Below are 18,208 nucleotides of genomic sequence, written 5' to 3' on the forward strand. Positions count from 1 at the left end.
GCCGTAGCTGCGCTTGCTGAACGGGTCGAGCCCCGCGGGCCACGTCGGTTCGGGCGAACGCTTGCTCCGCTCGAGCACCACGACGGCACCTGCGGTCAACCGCGGCACGAGCGTCTCGAGCACCTCGGCGATCTCGTGCTCGGTCACGTCGTACGGCGGGTCGATGAACACCAGGTCGAACGTGCGCACCGTCCCGCGCAGGTACCCGAGCACCGGCTGCGGCTGCACGTCGATCCGCACCCCGGGGATCCGCTGCTGCACGGCCTTCGCGTTCGCCCGGCACGCCTGCGCCGCGGCCGACGCGCGGTCGACCAGCACGACCTCGACCGCACCGCGCGACGCCGCTTCGAGCCCGAGGGCCCCGGTGCCGGCGTAGAGGTCCGCGACGGACGTGTCGTCGACGAGCCCGCGGGCCTCCAACGACGAGAAGAGTGCCTCGCGCACCCGGTCGCTCGTCGGCCGGGTGCCGGACTTCGGCACACGGAGCGTCGTGTTGCCGGCGGCGCCGGCGATGATGCGGGTCATGCAGCCACCGTATCGGCCGGCGGCGTCGTCCACAGGCCGGACGGGAGGCACGTGGCACGTCGGTCGTGCCCGGTACCGTGGTGTCCGTGGTCACCACCGGAACCCCCGCTGCGCCGGCCGCGCCCGACCTCGGTCCGGCGCCCCTCGACGCGCGGCTCGCGAACGTGCTCGGTGGTCGGACCGCGTCCGCGATCGAGAAGGCGTTCGGCCACCGCACGGTGGGGGAGTTCCTCGAGCACGCACCGCGGCGCTACGCCGAGCGCGGCGCGCTGACGGCGCTCGACTCCCTGGCGATCGGCGAGCCGGTCACCATCGTGGCCGAGGTGGTCGACGTCCGCGAGCGCACGATGCGTGCCCGCCGCGGATCGATCCTCGAAGCCAAGATCGGCGACGGCAAGGGGCTGCTCACCCTGACGTTCTTCAACCAGGGATGGCGCACCAAGGACCTGGTGCCCGGTGCCCGCGGCATCTTCTCCGGCAAGGTCAGCGACTACCGCGGTGCCCGCCAGCTCGCCCACCCGGACTACGAGCTCTTCGACCCCGACGACCCCCGTGCCACGGCCGACCCCGGATCGGACGAAGCGATCCGGTGGTCACGGCAGCCGATCCCGATCTACCCGGCGACGGCGTCGCTCACCTCGTGGCAGATCGCGAAGTCGATGGGCATCGTGCTCGACACCCTGCCGGACCTGCCCGACCCGGTGCCGGCCTCGGCGCGCAGCCGGCTCGACCTCGTCCCGTTCCGCCGGGCGCTCGAGCTGCTCCACCGCCCCGAGAAGGTCGCGGACTTCAAGCGCGCGCAGGACGCCCTGCGCTACCGCGAGGCATTCGTGCTGCAGACCGCCCTGGTGCAGCGCCGGATCCGCGCCCGACGCACCGCGGCGACCCCGCGGGTGGCCGTTCCCGGTGGCATCCTCGAGCGCTTCGACGCCACCCTGCCGTTCACCCTGACCGACGACCAGCGTGCCGTCGGCGCCGAGATCGACACCGACATCGCCCGCACCTGGCCGATGCACCGGCTGGTGCAGGGCGAGGTCGGCTCCGGCAAGACCCTCGTGGCCATCCGCGCCATGCTCACGGTGGCCGAGTCCGGTGGGCAGTCCGCCCTCATCGCCCCGACCGAGGTGCTGGCCGCACAGCACCTGCGGTCCATCGTGAAGTTCCTCGGACCGGACCTGGCGGCCGAGCTCCGTCCGGTGATCCTGACCGGGTCACAGTCCACCGACGAACGCCGACGGGCCCTGCTCGCCGCGGCGTCGGGCAGCTCGAGGCTGGTGGTGGGCACCCACGCGCTGCTCGGCGACCGCGTCGACTTCGCCGAGCTCGGGCTCGTGGTCGTCGACGAGCAACACCGCTTCGGCGTCGAGCAGCGTGAAGCGCTCCGGACCAAGGGCGCCACCCCACCGCACGTCCTGGTGCTCACCGCCACGCCGATCCCGCGCACCGTCGCGATGACGGTGTTCGGCGACCTCGACGTCTCGACGATCACCGGGCTGCCCTCCGGTCGTGCCGGCGTCGAGACCTTCACGGTGCCGCTGGCGGAGCACCCCGGGTGGGAGTCCCGCATCTGGTCCCGGATGGCGGAAGAGCTCGACAAGGGACGTCAGGCCTTCGTGGTCTGCCCCGCGATCGACGACGCCCACGCCGAGGACGACGGCGAACCCGCGCCCGCCGAGTCCGAGGACGACGCCCCCAAGCGCGCGCCGGCGACCGTGCTCGCCACCGCCGAGCGGATGCGCACGATGCCCGTGCTCGACGGCCGGCGGATCGCGGTGCTGCACGGCCGGATGACGGCGGAGGAGAAGGACCGCGTGATGACGTCCTTCGCCGCCGGCGACCTGGACGTCCTCGTCGCGACGACCGTGATCGAGGTCGGTGTCGACGTGCCGAACGCCGCGATGATGGCCGTGCTCGACGCCGATCGCTTCGGTGTCTCCCAGCTGCACCAGCTGCGCGGCCGCATCGGGCGCGGGCAGTGGGCGGGCGTCTGCCTGCTCGTCACCACCGCCGAGCTCGAGACCACCTCGCGGGAGCGCGTCGACGCGGTGTCCGCCTCGGACGACGGCTTCGAGCTCGCCCGGGTCGACCTCGAGCTCCGGCGCGAGGGCGACGTGCTCGGCGAGCGGCAGTCGGGCGGCCGGTCGTCGCTCAACCTGCTGCGCGTGGTCGAGCACGCCGACCTCATCGTGGACGCACGTGGCGAGGCCGAACGGGTCCTCGAACCCGATCCCGAGCTCGACGGGTCCCCGGCCCTGCGCGAGGCACTGGCGCGCCGCCTCGACGAGTCCGACGCGGCGTTCCTCGGCAAGAACTGACCCCGGCCCGGACGCCCCGGCCCGGACCGGTATCGTCGCTGCCATGGCGCAGATCGCGGTGGTCCCCGGTTCCTTCGACCCCGTCACGCTCGGGCACCTCGACGTCATCGGTCGAGCTGCCGGGCTGTTCGACGAGGTGCACGTGCTCGTGGTGCACAACCCGGACAAGAAGCCCGCGATGTTCGAGGCGGTCGACCGCGTCCGGCTCATCGAGGAGTCCCTGGCCGAGGTCGGGACGCCCGGAACGGTCCGGGTCGGGGAGTGGACCTCCGGGCTCCTGGTCGACTACTGCCGGCAGGTCGGGGCGAAGGTGCTCGTCAAGGGCGTGCGGTCGGGCGAGGACGTCGCGTACGAGACCCCGATGGCGATCATGAACCGGCACCTCGCCGACGTCGAGACCGTGTTCCTGCTGCCCGACGCCTCGCGCTCCCACGTGTCGAGCTCGCTCATCCGCCAGGTGTCGACGCTCGGCGGTGACGTCACCCCCTACGTGCCGAAGGCCGTGGCGGCGGCCCTCGCCGCGCGCTGAGCCGCGCGCTGAGCCGCACGCCGAGCCGCAGGCACGGTCGCCCGACGCGCGGACACACCCCCGCCTGCCTCGACTCTCGGCTGCGTTCACGCTAGAGTTGACGATCGTGTCTTCCCACGTGAACAGCCCCTACGCCCTGCGCGTGCGCGACCTGGCGCACCGTCCGGGCGAGATGCGCGAGCACTCGCTCGACATCGTGGTGCCGGACGCGCTGGGAGCCGGTGTGATCGCGGTGCGCGAAGGTGCTCCGCTGCGCATCGACCTGCGGCTCGAGGGCCTGCACGAGGGTGTCCTCGTGTCCGGTCACGCCTCGGCCGACGCGACGGGGGAGTGCTCGCGCTGCCTCATCGACATCAGCGAACCCGTCGAGGTCGATTTCGCCGAGCTGTTCGCGTATGATGCCTCGGAGGATTTCGACTTCTTCGTTCGCGATGACCACGTGGACTGCGAACAGGTCGTTCGAGATGCGGTGGTGCTGGCGCTGCCGTTCCAGCCGGTCTGCCGACCGGACTGCCCAGGCCTCGACCCGGTGACGGGCGAGCGACTGGCCGACCTCGATGAGCAGCCCGTTCACGAGACCCTGGACCCGCGCTGGGCAGCCCTCACCGGCATCCAGCTCGAAGCAGCCGAGCGTGCCGCCCACGGCGACACCACCGACACGAAGACCACCGAGGGCGAGGAGCGGGCCGAGGCCGAGTAGGCCCCGACACCGCCAGCCCCCGTACCGACCACCGACCAACCGAAAGAGATTCACCATGGCCGTTCCCAAGCGCAAGCAGTCCCGTGCGAACACGCACGCCCGTCGTTCGCAGTGGAAGGCCACGCCGATCCAGCTCGTCAAGACGATCGAGAACGGTCAGGTCACCTACAGCCTCCCGCACCGCGCGAAGGTCGTCGAGGACTCGGCCGGCACCCCCCTGTACATGGAGTACAAGGGCCGCAAGGTCGCCGACGTCTGATCGGACCGAACGCATGACGACGACGTCCGGCGCAACGGGGTCCCGCCCCGTTGGGCCGGACGTCGTTCGTCTGCAGGGCCAGCTCGGGGTCGACATCGACCTCGAGCTGCTCCAGCTCGCCCTGACGCACCGCTCCTACGCCTACGAGCACGGGGGCATCAAGCACAACGAGCGCCTCGAGTTCCTCGGCGACTCGATCCTCGGCCAGGCCGTGACCGTGAAGCTCTACCGGTCCTTCCCCGACCTCGACGAGGGTGACCTCGCGAAGCGTCGAGCCAGCCTGGTGTCGACGGTCGCCTTGGCCGAGATCGCTCGGATGATCGGGCTCGGCCAGTACCTGCGCCTCGGCAAGGGCGAGGAACAGACCGGCGGCCGCGACAAGTCGTCGATCCTCGCTGACACCGTCGAGGCCGTCATCGGCGCCACCTACCTGTCCGCGGGCCCCGACCCGGCGACCGACCTCGTGCTCCGCCTGGTCGAGCCGCTGATGATCGACCCCGACCGGTTCGGCGCCGCGATGGACCCGAAGACGAGCCTGCAGGAGCTCGCGGCGAGCCTCTCGCTCGGCAACCCGGCCTACCGCGTCACCGAGACCGGCCCGGACCACGACAAGACCTTCAGCGCGACCGTCGTCCTGCAGGGCGAGGACATCGCGGTCGGCACCGGCTCGAGCAAGAAGGCCGCCGAGATGTCCGCGGCGCTCGACGCCTGGACCCGACTGTCCGGCCGAGCGGCCTGACCGCGTGCCCGAACTTCCCGAGGTCGAGGTCGTCCGCGCCGGCCTCGAACCCGCGGTCAGCGGCGCTCGGGTGCTGCACGTCGACGTCGTGGACGACCGAGCGCTCACCCGGCACGACGGACCGGCCGAGGACTTCGCCGACCGCCTGACCGGTCGCACCATCGCCGCAGCAGTCCGTCGGGGCAAGTTCCTCTGGATGCCGTTGCAGCCGGAGCACGAGGGCGACCGGCCCGAAGCGCTCGTCGCCCACCTCGGCATGAGCGGCCAGATCCTGCTCGGCCGCGGTCGACCGGCGGCGAAGCACCGCCGCATCCTCATCGACGTGCGACCCGTCGGCACGGACCGCGACGGCACCGCCGAACCCGCGGTCGAGCTCGAGTTCGTCGACCAGCGCACCTTCGGCTCGATGGCGATCGACGCGATGGTGCCGACGGTGGACGGCGCCCCCGCGGGGTTCGCCGGGCACGTCGACGCATCGGACCCCGATGCCGTGTGGCGCCGGAGCGTGCCGCAGCAGGTGTCGCACATCGCCCGCGACCCGCTCGACCCCGCGTTCGACGACGACCGCTTCACCGCCATCGCCCGGAAGCGTTCGAGCGGCATCAAGCGGATCCTGCTCGACCAGGGCGTCGTGAGCGGCATCGGGAACATCTACGCCGACGAGTCCCTCTGGGCCGCGAAGCTGCACTACGACCGACCGGCCGAGCGGCTGACCCGTGCCGACCTCGCACGCCTGCTGCACGAGGTGCGCAGTGTCCTCCGGCGCGCACTGGAGGACGGCGGGACGAGCTTCGATGCCCAGTACGTCAACGTCAACGGGCAGTCCGGGTACTTCTCGCAGCGGCTGAACGTGTACGGACAGCAGGGGAAGCCCTGCCCCCGCTGCGGCACGACGATCGTGCGCGAGGCCTTCATGAACCGGTCGAGCCACATCTGCCCCGTGTGCCAACCGCGTCCCCGCGCTCGCACGCGTTAGCCTGACGCCCAGCAGCACCACAGCGCCGCACGAGCGAGCACACCCGGAGACCGCATGTACTTGAAGAGCCTGACCATCAAGGGGTTCAAGTCCTTCGCGCAGCCGACGACGTTCGCGTTCGAGCCGGGGGTCACCTGCATCGTCGGCCCGAACGGGTCGGGCAAGTCCAACGTCGTCGACGCCCTGGCCTGGGTGATGGGTGAGCAGGGGGCGAAGACCCTCCGCGGCGGCAAGATGGAGGACGTCATCTTCGCGGGCACCTCGACCCGCGGGCCGCTCGGCCGTGCCCAGGTGCTGCTGACGATCGACAACACCGACGGGCTGCTGCCGATCGACTACTCCGAGGTGACGATCGCGCGCACGCTGTTCCGCAACGGCGGCAGCGAGTACGCCATCAACGGCGAGAACTGTCGACTGCTCGACGTGCAGGAGCTCCTGAGCGACACCGGCCTCGGCCGCGAGATGCACGTCATCGTCGGGCAGGGGCAGCTCGACAAGGTCCTGCACGCCACCCCGGAGGACCGCCGCGGCTTCATCGAGGAAGCCGCCGGCATCTTGAAGCACCGTCGCCGCAAGGAGAAGACCCTCCGCAAGCTCGACGCGATGCAGACGAACCTGACCCGCCTGTCCGACCTCGCGGGCGAGATCCGGCGCCAGCTGAAGCCGCTCGGACGCCAGGCCGAGGTCGCCCGCAAGGCCCAGTCCGTCGCCGCCGTCGCGCGGGACGCCAAGGCCCGCATCCTCGCCGACGACGTCGTCCGACTGCGCCGGGAACTGCACGACCACCAAGAGGTCGAGGCTGGTCGCAAGTCCGAGCGCATCGTCCTGACCGAACGACTCGACCAGACCCGGGTCCGCCAGCAGCACGTCGAGCAGAGCATGGTCGGGGACGACGTCGACCGCGCCCGGACCGTGGTGCACCGTCTGGAGAGCGTGCAGGAGCGCCTGCGCGGGCTGTCCAGCCTGGCGAACCAGCGGCTGATGTTCCTGGCGCAGCAGGCCGACGCCCCGCAGCAGGGCCCCTCGATCACCCCGGAGCGGGTGGCGGGTGTGCGTGCCGAGGCCGATCGTCTCGCCGCCCGCGCCGACGAGATGCAGGGCGGTTCCGCCGAGACCGCCCGTGCGGTGCAGGCCGCCCGTGACGCGCTCGACGCCCTCGACGAACGCATCGCCGCGCAGGCCGCCCGGGTCTCGCAGCACGACCTCGAGGCGCAACGGCTCGCGAACGCCGTCGACGTGGCCCGGTCGAAGCGCGGGTCCACGGTCGCGGACCGTGAACGTCGCGAGCGCGCCCTCGCCGAGGCGGGCGAGCGCGCCGAGCGTGCGACGGCGGCCCTCGCCGAACTCGGCACCGATCCGTCCGAGGGCGTCGACGACGATGCCCTCGCCACCACGCTCCAGGCGGCTCGTGCGCAGTTGGAGACTGCTCAGGCCGCCCGCGACGAGCAGCGCGACCGGCTGCACGCCCTCGAGCGCGAGCGAGATGCCCTCGACGCGCGGGTCGCGGCGCTCGGCATGTCGATCGACGTCCGCGACGGTTCGCAGGCGCTCATCGACGCCGGACACGCGGGCATCGTCGGGCGCCTGGCCGACGCGCTCACGGTGACGCCCGGGTTCGAGGGCGCCGTCGCCGTCGCGCTCGACGGGCTCGCCAACGCCGTCCTCGCCGACGACCGGTCGGTCGCGCTCGACGCCGTCGACCACGCCCGCTCCGCGGACATCGGTCGCATCGACGTCGTCGTCGCAGACGCCGAGGTCGTCCCCACGGACCTGCCGGAAACGCTGCCGGCCGGCGTCCGCCGTGCACTCGACCTGGTGCAGGGCCCGCCGGCGATCGCCGCGATCCTGCGGAACACCCTGATCGCGGACATCCCGGCGCACGAGGACGAGCACGAGGACGAGCACGAGGACGAGCACGAGGACGAGCACGAGGACGGACACCCGGACACGCTCGACCTGGAGGCCGTGCTCGCCGCCGCCCCGCAGGCGACGGTCGTCACCCGTGCCGGCGACCTCGTGCGCGCCGTCCGCGTGACCGGCGGCGGGGAGCGCGTGACCTCGCGGATCGAGCTCGTCGCGGAGCGCGACGACGCCGTGACGCGACGCGACGCGATCAGGGCGGACGCCGAGGACGCAGCCACGGGCCTCCAGACAGCACGCACCGCCGTCGAGGACGCACGCCGCCGGGCGGACGAGGCCGACGCTGCGTCCCGCGCGCACGCCAAGGCGACGGCCGAGTACGACCGGGCCAGCGCCTCGTCGCGGGCGAAGGCCGAGAACGCGGCGGCCGAGGTGGAGCGCCTGCGCGCTGCCCTCGCCGAGACCGACGGCGCCGTCGAGGTCGTCGAGGCCGCCCTGACGGAGGCCGAGACGGCGCTCCACGCGTTCGCCGAGCAGGAGCGTCCCGTCGTCGACGCCTCCGAGCGTCCGGGCCTGCAGGACGCACTCGAGGCCGCACGCGCCGCCGAGGTCGAGCAGCGCATCCAGGTGCAGACCGTGCGCGAGCGCGTCCGCGCCGAGCTGCACCGTGCCGACCAGCTCGAACGCCAGCTCGAGGCCGAGCGCGCGGCGGCGGAGGAAGCAGCGCGTCGTGCGGTGATCCGCCGCGGGCAGATCGAGACCGCCGAAGCCGTCCTCGCCGACCTGCCGGGTGTGCTGGGCGCCGTCGACCGGTCGCTGGCCGAGGCACGCGTGCAGCTCGCGACCGAGGAGTCCGAACGGTCGAAGCGGAACACCGAACTGCAGGCGATCCGGAACGAGGAGCGCGAGCTCCGCGACCGGCTGCAGACGATCACCGACGGCGTGCACTCACTCGAGATGGAGATCTACGAGAAGAAGCTGCACGTGTCGGGCGTGCTCGACCGGGCGCTGAGCGACCTCGGGCTGACCGAGGCCGTGCTCGTCACCGAGTACGGGCCGACCGTGCCGGTGCCGGTCGACGTGCTGGTGGACCCGCGGGTGCTCGCACGGAAGCACCGCGACGCCGAGCGCGCGGCGGCTGCCGCGGCGGGCCTCGACGGGCCGGCGGACGGTGCCACGGCGCCGGTCGACGAGGCGGAGACCGACACCGACATCGCCCCCGACGACGGCACGGCGGACCTCGACACCAGCGCCGGCGACGACACGGTGGCGCTCGTCGACGCCGATTCGACGTTGCCCGGCGGCCCCGCCCTGCCCGAGTTCGACGTCACCGACGAGGTCGACCCCGACGACGTCGAGACCGTGCCGTACGTCCGCGCCGAGCAGGAGCGCCGCCTGCAGGCCGCCGAACGCGACCTCGGGCGGCTCGGCAAGGTGAACCCGCTCGCGCTCGAGGAGTTCCAGGCCCTGGAGCAGCGGCACGCGTTCCTCGCCGAGCAGCTCGAGGACCTGCAGAAGACCCGCACCGACCTGATGACGATCATCGACGAGCTCGACACGAAGATGCAGACGATCTTCGAGTCGGCGTTCAACGACACCAAGGACGCCTTCGACGTCATCTTCCCGATCCTGTTCCCGGGCGGCTCCGGCTCGATCACCCTCACCGATCCCACCGACCTGCTCGGTACCGGGATCGACGTGCAGGTGAAGCCCGCCGGCAAGAAGATCGACCGCCTGACGCTGCTGTCCGGTGGCGAGCGGTCCTTGGCCGCAGTGGCGCTGCTCGTCGCGATCTTCACCGCCAGACCGTCGCCGTTCTACATCATGGACGAGGTCGAGGCCGCCCTCGACGACGCCAACCTCGGTCGCCTGCTGACCGTGTTCGAGCGGCTCCGCGAGTCCTCGCAGCTCATCGTCATCACCCACCAGAAGCGGACGATGGAGATCGCCGACGCCCTGTACGGGGTGTCGATGCGGCAGGACGGCGTGTCCGCCGTCGTCGGGCAGCGGGTCCAGCGGCGCGAGCCCGCCGACGCGGTCGCGTAGCCGCGCTGGCTGGCCGGCCGGTTGGCCGGCCGGGCGAGACTCGCGCTGAGCGACAGTTCACGCGCTCCGGAGCGGGTGAACTGTCGCCCAGGCCGAGACTCGGCGCGCGCGGCCCGAGACTCGGGGACGGACAGACGGGAGGCACGGTGCCAGCTGGCACCGTGCCTCCCGTCCGCGTTGCCGCCCGTCCAGGGCGTCGCGACTACTCCGCGTCGGCCGCGACCGACTCCTTCGGCTCGCCCGTCGGGGTGAGCCCGCGCTCCTGACGCTTCTTCGAGACGACGAGCGAGGCGGTCGTCGCGACCGCGATGGTCAGCATGATGAAGCCCAGCGAGAACCAGATCGGGATCTCGGGCGCCCACTCGATGTGCTCGCCGCCGTTGATGAACGGCAGTTCGTTGACGTGCATGGCGTGGAAGACGAGCTTCACACCGATGAAGCCGAGGATGACCGCGAGGCCCTGACCGAGGTAGATCAGACGCTCGAGCAGCCCGGCGATCAGGAAGTACAGCTGCCGCAGGCCGAGCAGCGAGAACGCGTTCGCGGTGAACACGATGAAGGCGTCCTGGGTGAGCCCGAAGATCGCGGGGATCGAGTCGAGTGCGAACAGCACGTCGGTCAGACCGATCGCCACCATGACGAGCAGCATCGGGGTGAACAGGCGCTTGCCGTCGACCTTGGTGGTCAGGCGGTCGCCGTCGTAGTGGTCCGACGTCGGGATGATGCGCTTCAGGATGCGGATCAGGCGGGAGTCGCCTTCGTCGCCACCGTGGTCGTTGCCACTGCGGGCCTGCGACCACGCGAGCCAGAACAGCAGCGCACCGAACAGGTAGAACACCCACGAGAAGTTCTCGATGATCGTGACGCCGAGGGCGATGAAGATGCCTCGGGCGACGAGGGCGATCGCGACGCCGACCAGCAGGACCTTCTGCTGGAACTCCTTCGGTACGGCGAAGCTCGACATGATGATGAGGAAGACGAACAGGTTGTCGACCGACAACGCCTTCTCGGTGAGCCACCCGGCGAAGTACTCACCGCCGGCCTGTCCGCCGCCGAAGACCAGGATGCCGAAGCCGAACAGGATCGCGAGTCCGATGTAGAACACGGACCAGAACGCGGATTCGCGGATGTGCGGCACGTGCGGGGTGCGCACGTGCGAGTAGAAGTCGAACACCAGCAGGGCGAGGATGCCTGCGATGGTGAGGAGCCAGACGAAGAGTGGGACGTCCACGGTTTCCTTCAGGTAGGCGACGTACGAGTGCGTGTCGTGGGACGACACGTGGGTACGCCGAGGCCTGAAGGTCTCTTCCGCCGTGTCGCACCGGATCCGGTGCAGCACGACCGGCGCCCCGGGACCGGATCGTTCCGGGCCGTACTGACGGGGTCACCGAGAGGGAATACTCCCCTTCGTGAGACCGAGCATACCGGGCACAGCGGACATGCGCCGCGCTCTAAGCTGGGAGCATGGCGAGTTCCTGGTCACTGTCCTCACGGCTGCGCGGCCTCTTCCAGCGCAAGACGATCGACGAGACCACGTGGGAGGACCTCGAGACCGCGCTGATCGGTGCCGACTTCGGTCCGGACATCTCCGAGGCGATCATCGAGGACCTGCACGCGCGCGTCGACCGGTACGGCACGACCGACCCGGCCGATCTGCAGCGCATGCTGCGCGAGGTGCTCGAGGAACGGCTGTCGAAGCTCGACACCACGCTCAAGCTCAGCGCGCGGCCCGCCGTCGTGCTCGTCGTCGGGGTGAACGGTGTCGGCAAGACCACGACGATCGGCAAGTTCGCCAAGTTCCTGAAGACCTACGACCGCACGGTCCTCGTCGGTGCGGCCGACACCTTCCGTGCTGCCGCGGTCGAGCAGGTCGCGACCTGGGCCGAGCGCGCCGGCGTCGACGTCGTCCGGCCGTCGCAGCCCGGGCAGGACCCGGCCTCGGTGGCGTACCAGACCGTCGAGAAGGCGATCCGCGACAACACCGAGATCGTCGTCATCGACACCGCCGGCCGCCTGCACACCAAGGCCGGCCTGATGGACGAGCTGACGAAGATCAAGCGCGTCGTCGAGAAGCAGACCGAGATCAGCGAGGTGCTGCTCGTCCTCGACGCCACGACCGGGCAGAACGGCCTGGCCCAGGCGCAGGCGTTCATCGAGGGTGCCGGGGTCACCGGCCTCGTCATCACCAAGCTCGACGGCTCCGCGAAGGCGGGGTTCGTGCTCAGCGTGCAGGAGAAGACGGGCATCCCGATCAAGTTGATCGGTCAGGGCGAGGGCATCAACGACCTGACCGGTTTCACCCCGCACGTGTTCGTGCAGAACCTCGTCGGCTGATTACGGGTACTGTCTCCGCAGTACAGGGATCGTCCAGGTACACCGGAAGGAGCCCCTCAATGCCCGCTCTCCTGATCATCGCGATCATCGTCGGCCTCGTCCTGCTCTTCAGCGGCATCTTCGTCGGTGCGCTGAAGTTCCTGCTGTGGGTCGGGATCGTCCTCATCATCCTGGCCGTCATCGGCTGGCTCCTCAGGAGCATCCGCGGTCGCGCATAGCGCTCGCGTCGCCCTGAACGGGCGGATGGACGAACGGGAGGCACGGTGCCAGCTGGCACCGTGCCTCCCGTCTGTCCGTGCCCGAGTCTCGGGCCGCGCGCGCCGAGTCTCGGCCTGGGCGACACTTCTCGCGCTCCGGAGCGCGAGAACTGTCGCCGAGCGCGAAACTCGCGCAGCACCGCGCGAGACTCAGACCGCCTGGCGACCGGGCGCTGCGTCGAGCAGGTGCGACAGGTGCTCGGGAACCGAGCCGCCACGCGCGACCGTGGCGCGCGCCCACAGGCGTCCGGCGCGGTACGACGACCGGACGAGCGGGCCGGCGAGCACCCCGGCGAAGCCCATCTCCTCGGCGACCTCGCGCAGCGCGACGAACTCTTCCGGCTTGACCCAGCGCGCCACCGGCAGGTGCCGCGGCGACGGGCGGAGGTACTGCGTCAACGTGATGATGTCCGTGCCGGCGTCGAACAGTCGTTGCAGCGCGTCCTCGATCTCGATGCGCTCCTCGCCCATGCCGAGGATCAGGTTCGACTTCGTGACGAGTCCCGCTTCGCGACCCTGCGTGATGACGTCGAGGGAGCGCTCGAACGTGAACGCCGGTCGGATCCGCTTGAAGATCCGCGGCACGGTCTCGACGTTGTGGGCGAAGACCTCGGGTCGGGCGTCGAACACCTGGCCGAGCTGATCCGGGCGGCCGTTGAAGTCCGGTACCAGGATCTCGACGCCGGTGCCGGGGGAGTGCTCGTGGATCTGGCGGATGGTCTCGGCGTAGAGCCAGGACCCGCCGTCGGCCAGGTCGTCGCGGGCGACTCCGGTCACGGTGGCGTACTTCAGGCCCATCGACACGACCGAGTCGGCGACCCGGCGGGGCTCGTCGCGGTCGAGCGGCTCGGGCTTGCCGGTGTCGATCTGGCAGAAGTCGCACCGGCGGGTGCACTGCGAGCCGCCGATCAGGAAGGTGGCCTCGCGGTCCTCCCAGCACTCGAAGATGTTCGGGCAGCCGGCCTCCTGGCAAACGGTGTGCAGCTGCTTGTCCTTGACCAGGGCGGACAGCTCGCGGAACTCCGGGCCCTGGGTGGCACGGGTCTTGATCCACCCGGGCTTCGTCTCGATCGGGGTCTCGGCGTTGCGGGCCTCGACGCGGAGCATCCGGCGGCCTTCGGGGGCGAGGGTCATACGAGGGTCTCCTGTCGAGCGGGCGCAGTGCTGGTGGCTGCGGTGCTGGTGGCTGCGGTGCTGATGCTCGCGGCGCTGCGTGCCGCGCGGCTGATCCGGTCGCCGCTGCGCATGCCGTGCTCGGCGGCACGGATGCGGTCGACCACGACGTCGGCGAGGTCGGCCACCGTGACGGGGTGCCCGGCGGCGGCGCTCAGCGTCGTCACCCCGGCGTCGGCGATGCCGCACGGCACGATCGCGGCGTAGGCGTCGAGCGCGTTGTCGCAGTTGATCGCGATGCCGTGGGTCGTCACGCCGTCGGCGACGTGCAGCCCGATGGCGCCGACCTTGGCGGGTGGCGCGCCGGTCGTCGGGACGGCCCCGGTCGTCGGCGACGACGTCCACGCGCCGCTCCGGCCGTCGATGCGCCGTGCGTCGACCCCGACGGTCGCCGCCGCGTCGATGATGACCTGCTCGAGGTCGCGCACCCATGCCACGACGTCGATCGGAACGGCCAGTCGGACGATCGGGTAGGCGACGAGCTGCCCCGGGCCGTGCCAGGTGATGCGTCCGCCCCGGTTGACGTCGACGACCGGGGCGCCGTTCGTCGGCAGGTCGGACGGCTCGGTGCGCCGGCCGGCGGTGTACACGGACGGGTGCTCGCACAGCACGAGGGCCCCGGGGGAGCGGCCGGCGACGACGTCGGCGTGGAGGTCCCGCTGCAGCGCGAGTCCCTCGGCGTAGTCGAGCAGCCCGGCAGGCCGCACGATCTCGAGTTCCGGCATGCGAGCGAGCCTACGACGGTTTCTGGACGGAGTACAACAACGGGGGCGACCTTGACCTGAACCGTGGTTGAGGGCTTCGGATGGCGAACATGGACATCCGCCAGGCACAGCTCGCCACCCGCTCGCTCGACGACACCGCCCGGTTCTGGGAACAGCTCGGCTGCCCGGTCGACCGCGCCGACGGAGTCGTCGAGGTCGCTGTGGGGTCCACGCGCCTCCTGTTCCGGGAACTGCGGTCGATGACCGGTGCGCTGCACCTCGCGATCACGATCCCGGCGGGCACGTTCGACGTGGCTGCCGAGTGGATCGCCGGGATCGCGACGGTGCTGGTCGACGCCGACGGGCGTGACGAGTTCGAGGGCCCGCCGAACTGGAACTCGCGATCGGTGTACTTCGAGGGACCGGACCAGCAGCTGCTCGAGCTCATCGAACGGCGGGATCTCGCCGCTGGGGCAGGTGCGACCCGTGCCGGTGTGTCCACCGGGCCGCTGCCGCTCGTCTCCGTCAGCGAGGTCGGCATCGCGGTGCCCGACGTCCTCGGTGCCGTCGGGACACTGCGCCGCGCCGGACTCGAGCCCTACGCCAACCCGGCAGGCGAGGGCTTCGCCGCGGTCGGCGACGTCGACGGTCTCGTCATCCTGGTGTCGTCGGAACGGCGCTGGTTCCCGACCGGTGACCGCCTGCCGTCGACCGCGCCGGTGGTCCTCGACGTCGGGCTGGACACCCCGGTCGAGCTCACGCCCGGCGTGCTGCTGCGCTGACCGACCAGGACCCGCGCTCCGAGCCTTGTAGAATCGACGGATCATGGCGCAATTCGGTTCACTCTCCGATCGGCTGACCGAGACCTTCCGCAATCTGCGGAGCAAGGGTCGGCTGACTCCGTCCGACGTCGACGGCACCGTCCGCGAGATCCGGCGGGCGCTCCTCGACGCCGACGTCGCGCTCGAGGTCGTCAAGGCGTTCACCGCTTCCGTGCGCGAGCGTGCCCTCTCCGACGAGGTCAACCGCGCGCTGAACCCGGCGCAGCAGGTCGTCCAGATCGTCAACGAGGAACTCGTCGGCATCCTGGGCGGGCAGCAGCGTCGCCTCGAGTTCGCGAAGAAGCCGCCGACGGTCATCATGCTCGCTGGTCTGCAGGGTGCCGGTAAGACCACCCTCGCCGGCAAGCTCGGCAAGTGGCTCAAGAAGGACGGCCACACCCCGATGCTCGTCGCGGCGGACCTCCAGCGTCCGAACGCTGTGCAGCAGCTGCAGGTCGTCGGCGAGCAGGCCGGCGTCCACGTCTTCGCGCCGGAGCCCGGCAACGGCGTCGGTGACCCGGTCAAGGTCGCCAAGAACGCCATCAAGGCCGCGGTCGACCAGCAGTACGACACCGTCATCGTGGACACCGCCGGTCGTCTCGGTGTCGATGCCGAGCTGATGAAGCAGGCCGCGAACATCCGCAAGGCCGTCGACCCCGACGAGGTCCTGTTCGTCATCGACGCGATGATCGGTCAGGACGCCGTCGTCACGGCCCGCGCGTTCCAGGAAGGCGTCGACTTCACCGGTGTCGTGCTGTCGAAGCTCGACGGCGACGCCCGCGGTGGTGCGGCCCTGTCGGTCGCCAGCGTCACCGGTCGCCCGATCATGTTCGCCTCCACGGGTGAGGGCCTCGACGACTTCGAGCCGTTCCACCCGGACCGCATGGCGAGCCGCATCCTCGACCTCGGCGACATCATGTCGCTCATCGAGCAGGCCCAGTCGGCCTTCGACGAGGACGAAGCCCGCGCGGTCGCCGAGAAGATCGCGTCCGACTCGTTCACGCTGAACGACTTCCTGCAGCAGATGCAGCAGCTCCGCAAGGCCGGCTCGATCAAGGGCATGCTCGGCATGCTCCCGGGCGCCAAGGGCATGCGCGAGGCGCTGGACAACTTCGACGAGCGCGAGATCGTCCGCACCGAGGCGATCATCCAGTCGATGACGCCGAAGGAGCGCGAACTCCCGAAGCTCCTCAACGGCTCGCGTCGACTCCGCATCGCCAAGGGTGCCGGCTCCACGGTCACCGAGGTCAACGCCCTCGTGAACCGGTTCGAGCAGGCCGCGAAGATGATGAAGACCGTTGCCCGTGGTGGCGTGCCGCAGATGCCGGGCATGGGTCCGATCCCGGGCATGCACGGCGGCAAGAAGCAGCAGCAGGGCGGCAAGAAGAAGTCGAAGGTCGGCAACCCGGCCAAGCGTGCGGCGATCGCCGCCGGTACCGCTGCCGCTCCGCAGCAGGCGCCGAAGGGCTCCGGCCTCGGCCTCGGCGGTGCCGCCAAGGGCGGCAAGGCGCCGACCGAGGAAGAGCTCGCGAGCCTGCAGAAGTTCCTGGGGCGCTAGTCGCGACCGCTGACGGACGGGAGGCCCGGTGCCAGCTGGCACCGGGCCTCCCGTCCGTCTGCGCGCACCTCGCGACGTTCCTTCCCAGAACGGGCGCGATGGCAGGCGGCATCGGGCGTACCTGGTCGGAAGTAACGACCCGGTACGCCCGATCCGACCAGCTACGCGGAGCGGCCCGGGGTCACAGCGACTCGCGGAACTCCGTGACCAGGTGGCGGACGACCTCGCGCAGGTCACCGCCGTGCTCCTGCGCGACCCGCAGCTGCCGCTGGTAGGACGCCCCGTTCGCGATCATCGTGTCGAGGTGGTGCAACTCCTGCTGGCAGCCGAGTCGCTCGGCCACCGGGTCGAGCCGCTGCACCAAGTCGTGCACCTCGTCGGTCACGAGTCGCTCGTCGCCGGCGGCGTTCGTGATGATCTCGGCCTCCATGCCGTAGCGGGCGGCGCGCCACTTGTTCTCACGGACGAACCACGGCTGCATCGTCGGCAGGGTCTCGCCGGCGTCGAGCCGGTCGGACATCGTGGTGACCAGGCACTGCACGAGTGCGGTGACGGCACCGACCTCGTGCAGGGTCGAGATGCCGTCCGACACCCGGTTCTCGAGCGTGCCCCACTTCGGCGACGGGCGGATGTCCCAGCGCAGGTCCTTCACGCTGTCGATGACGCCGGTGTGCGTGAGGTCGCTCACCACCTCTTCGAAGTTCGCCCAGGCCCCGAGGGCGGGCGGCAGGCCACCGGTGGGGAGCTGCTGGAACATCAGCGCGCGGTTCGAGGCGTAGCCGGTGTCGATGCCGGCCCAGAACGGGCTCGACGCGGTGAAGGCCTGCAGGTGCGGGACGTACGCGAGCATCGCGCCGAGGATCGGCAGGGCCTTGTCGCGGTCGTCGATGCCGACGTGCACGTGCACACCCCAGATGAGCATCTGACGGCCCCACCAGCGCGTCCGGTCGATCAGGGTCGTGTAGTGCTCACTGTCCGGGGTGATCTCCTGCTGGTCCCAGACGGCGAACGGATGCGTGCCGGAGCACATGACCTGGGCGTCGAGCGGCTCGGCGGCGTCGATGACCTCGCCGATGATGCCCGACAGCTCGCTCGTGGCGTCGCCGACCCGGGAGTGCACGCTGGAGACGACCTCGACGGTGTTCGTCAGGAGTTCCTCGGTCACCCGCTCGCGGTCGCCGATCCGTTCGTGCACGGCCGCGATGACGGCAGGGGCACGGGGCGTGAGGTCGCCGGTCGACAGATCGACCAGCGGCAGTTCCCACTCGACGCCGATGGTCGACGGAGGGGACTCGGTGAAGCGGATGTCCATGCTGTACATCCTGCCCGGAAGGTTGTCGGACACGCACAACGACGGCGGGTTCTGGTCGTGCGGATCCGATTCACAGTAGTTCCACACCGGGCGTACCGTT

The 18,208-nt window shown here is 70.8% G+C and carries 16 protein-coding genes; 11 read left to right on the plus strand and 5 right to left on the minus strand.

Annotated features, from left to right (window positions below):
- On the minus strand, positions 1-525 hold a 525-nt coding region (locus tag OGL88_RS11895; protein WP_263091501.1), incomplete at its 3' end, for an RsmD family RNA methyltransferase.
- 86 nt (positions 526-611) lie between these two features.
- Here OGL88_RS11895 and OGL88_RS11900 point away from each other — a divergent pair.
- The 7 genes from OGL88_RS11900 to OGL88_RS11930 all read left to right on the plus strand — a co-directional run bounded on the left by OGL88_RS11900 (position 612) and on the right by OGL88_RS11930 (position 9,949).
- Complete coding sequence (locus OGL88_RS11900; RefSeq protein ID WP_263091502.1) at positions 612-2,840, plus strand: ATP-dependent DNA helicase RecG; 2,229 nt, start codon at positions 612-614, stop codon at positions 2,838-2,840.
- Positions 2,841-2,883: 43 nt separating this feature from the next.
- A complete protein-coding gene (gene coaD / locus OGL88_RS11905; protein WP_111086053.1) occupies positions 2,884-3,369 on the plus strand; it encodes a pantetheine-phosphate adenylyltransferase in 486 nt (161 codons plus the stop codon).
- A 118-nt stretch (positions 3,370-3,487) separates the two neighbouring features.
- Positions 3,488-4,069, plus strand: coding sequence for a YceD family protein (locus tag OGL88_RS11910; RefSeq protein WP_111086054.1), 582 nt, complete (start codon positions 3,488-3,490; stop codon positions 4,067-4,069).
- Between the two features lie 55 nt (positions 4,070-4,124).
- Positions 4,125-4,328: a 50S ribosomal protein L32 gene (gene rpmF, locus OGL88_RS11915; protein ID WP_017888273.1), complete on the plus strand. Its 204-nt coding sequence runs from the start codon at positions 4,125-4,127 to the stop codon at positions 4,326-4,328.
- Between the two features lie 13 nt (positions 4,329-4,341).
- Positions 4,342-5,067 (plus strand): ribonuclease III, encoded by a 726-nt coding sequence (gene rnc / locus OGL88_RS11920; RefSeq protein ID WP_228506018.1) that lies wholly within the window; start codon positions 4,342-4,344, stop codon positions 5,065-5,067.
- A 4-nt stretch (positions 5,068-5,071) separates the two neighbouring features.
- Complete coding sequence (gene mutM / locus OGL88_RS11925) at positions 5,072-6,043, plus strand: bifunctional DNA-formamidopyrimidine glycosylase/DNA-(apurinic or apyrimidinic site) lyase (protein ID WP_263091503.1); 972 nt, start codon at positions 5,072-5,074, stop codon at positions 6,041-6,043.
- A gap of 54 nt (positions 6,044-6,097) precedes the next feature.
- Positions 6,098-9,949 carry an AAA family ATPase gene (locus OGL88_RS11930; RefSeq protein ID WP_263091504.1) on the plus strand — a complete coding sequence of 1,284 codons (3,852 nt, stop codon included), beginning with the start codon at positions 6,098-6,100 and terminating at the stop codon, positions 9,947-9,949.
- 202 nt (positions 9,950-10,151) lie between these two features.
- On the opposite strand, the gene OGL88_RS11935 is transcribed toward OGL88_RS11930, so the two are convergent.
- The gene (locus OGL88_RS11935) at positions 10,152-11,180 is read right to left on the minus strand and encodes a TerC family protein (RefSeq protein ID WP_263091545.1); all 1,029 of its coding nucleotides are present in this window, start codon (positions 11,178-11,180) and stop codon (positions 10,152-10,154) included.
- Between the two features lie 233 nt (positions 11,181-11,413).
- Between OGL88_RS11935 and ftsY the strand changes: the two genes are divergently transcribed.
- Positions 11,414-12,283, plus strand: coding sequence for a signal recognition particle-docking protein FtsY (ftsY, locus tag OGL88_RS11940; protein WP_111086057.1), 870 nt, complete (start codon positions 11,414-11,416; stop codon positions 12,281-12,283).
- A 59-nt stretch (positions 12,284-12,342) separates the two neighbouring features.
- A complete protein-coding gene (locus tag OGL88_RS11945) occupies positions 12,343-12,501 on the plus strand; it encodes a DUF4175 domain-containing protein (RefSeq protein ID WP_139199230.1) in 159 nt (52 codons plus the stop codon).
- Between the two features lie 189 nt (positions 12,502-12,690).
- On the opposite strand, the gene lipA is transcribed toward OGL88_RS11945, so the two are convergent.
- Positions 12,691-13,674, minus strand: coding sequence for a lipoyl synthase (gene lipA, locus OGL88_RS11950; protein WP_263091505.1), 984 nt, complete (start codon positions 13,672-13,674; stop codon positions 12,691-12,693).
- Entirely contained in the window at positions 13,671-14,438 is a 768-nt protein-coding gene (gene lipB / locus OGL88_RS11955) for a lipoyl(octanoyl) transferase LipB (RefSeq protein ID WP_263091506.1), read from the minus strand. Before lipB ends, lipA begins: the two co-directional genes overlap by 4 nt.
- 89 nt (positions 14,439-14,527) lie before the next feature.
- Between lipB and OGL88_RS11960 the strand changes: the two genes are divergently transcribed.
- On the plus strand, positions 14,528-15,199 hold the full coding sequence (locus tag OGL88_RS11960; RefSeq protein ID WP_263091507.1) for a hypothetical protein: 672 nt from the start codon (positions 14,528-14,530) through the stop codon (positions 15,197-15,199).
- 43 nt (positions 15,200-15,242) lie between these two features.
- On the plus strand, positions 15,243-16,796 hold the full coding sequence (gene ffh, locus OGL88_RS11965; protein WP_111086061.1) for a signal recognition particle protein: 1,554 nt from the start codon (positions 15,243-15,245) through the stop codon (positions 16,794-16,796).
- A 181-nt stretch (positions 16,797-16,977) separates the two neighbouring features.
- Here the strand turns inward: ffh and OGL88_RS11970 are convergent, their stop codons facing one another.
- The gene (locus tag OGL88_RS11970; protein WP_263091508.1) at positions 16,978-18,117 is read right to left on the minus strand and encodes a glutamate--cysteine ligase; all 1,140 of its coding nucleotides are present in this window, start codon (positions 18,115-18,117) and stop codon (positions 16,978-16,980) included.
- Positions 18,118-18,208: the final 91 nt, after the last annotated feature.

The sequence above is a fragment of the Curtobacterium sp. RIT-PI-V genome (assembly GCF_025642935.1).
In the GTDB taxonomy this organism is placed as follows: domain Bacteria; phylum Actinomycetota; class Actinomycetes; order Actinomycetales; family Microbacteriaceae; genus Curtobacterium.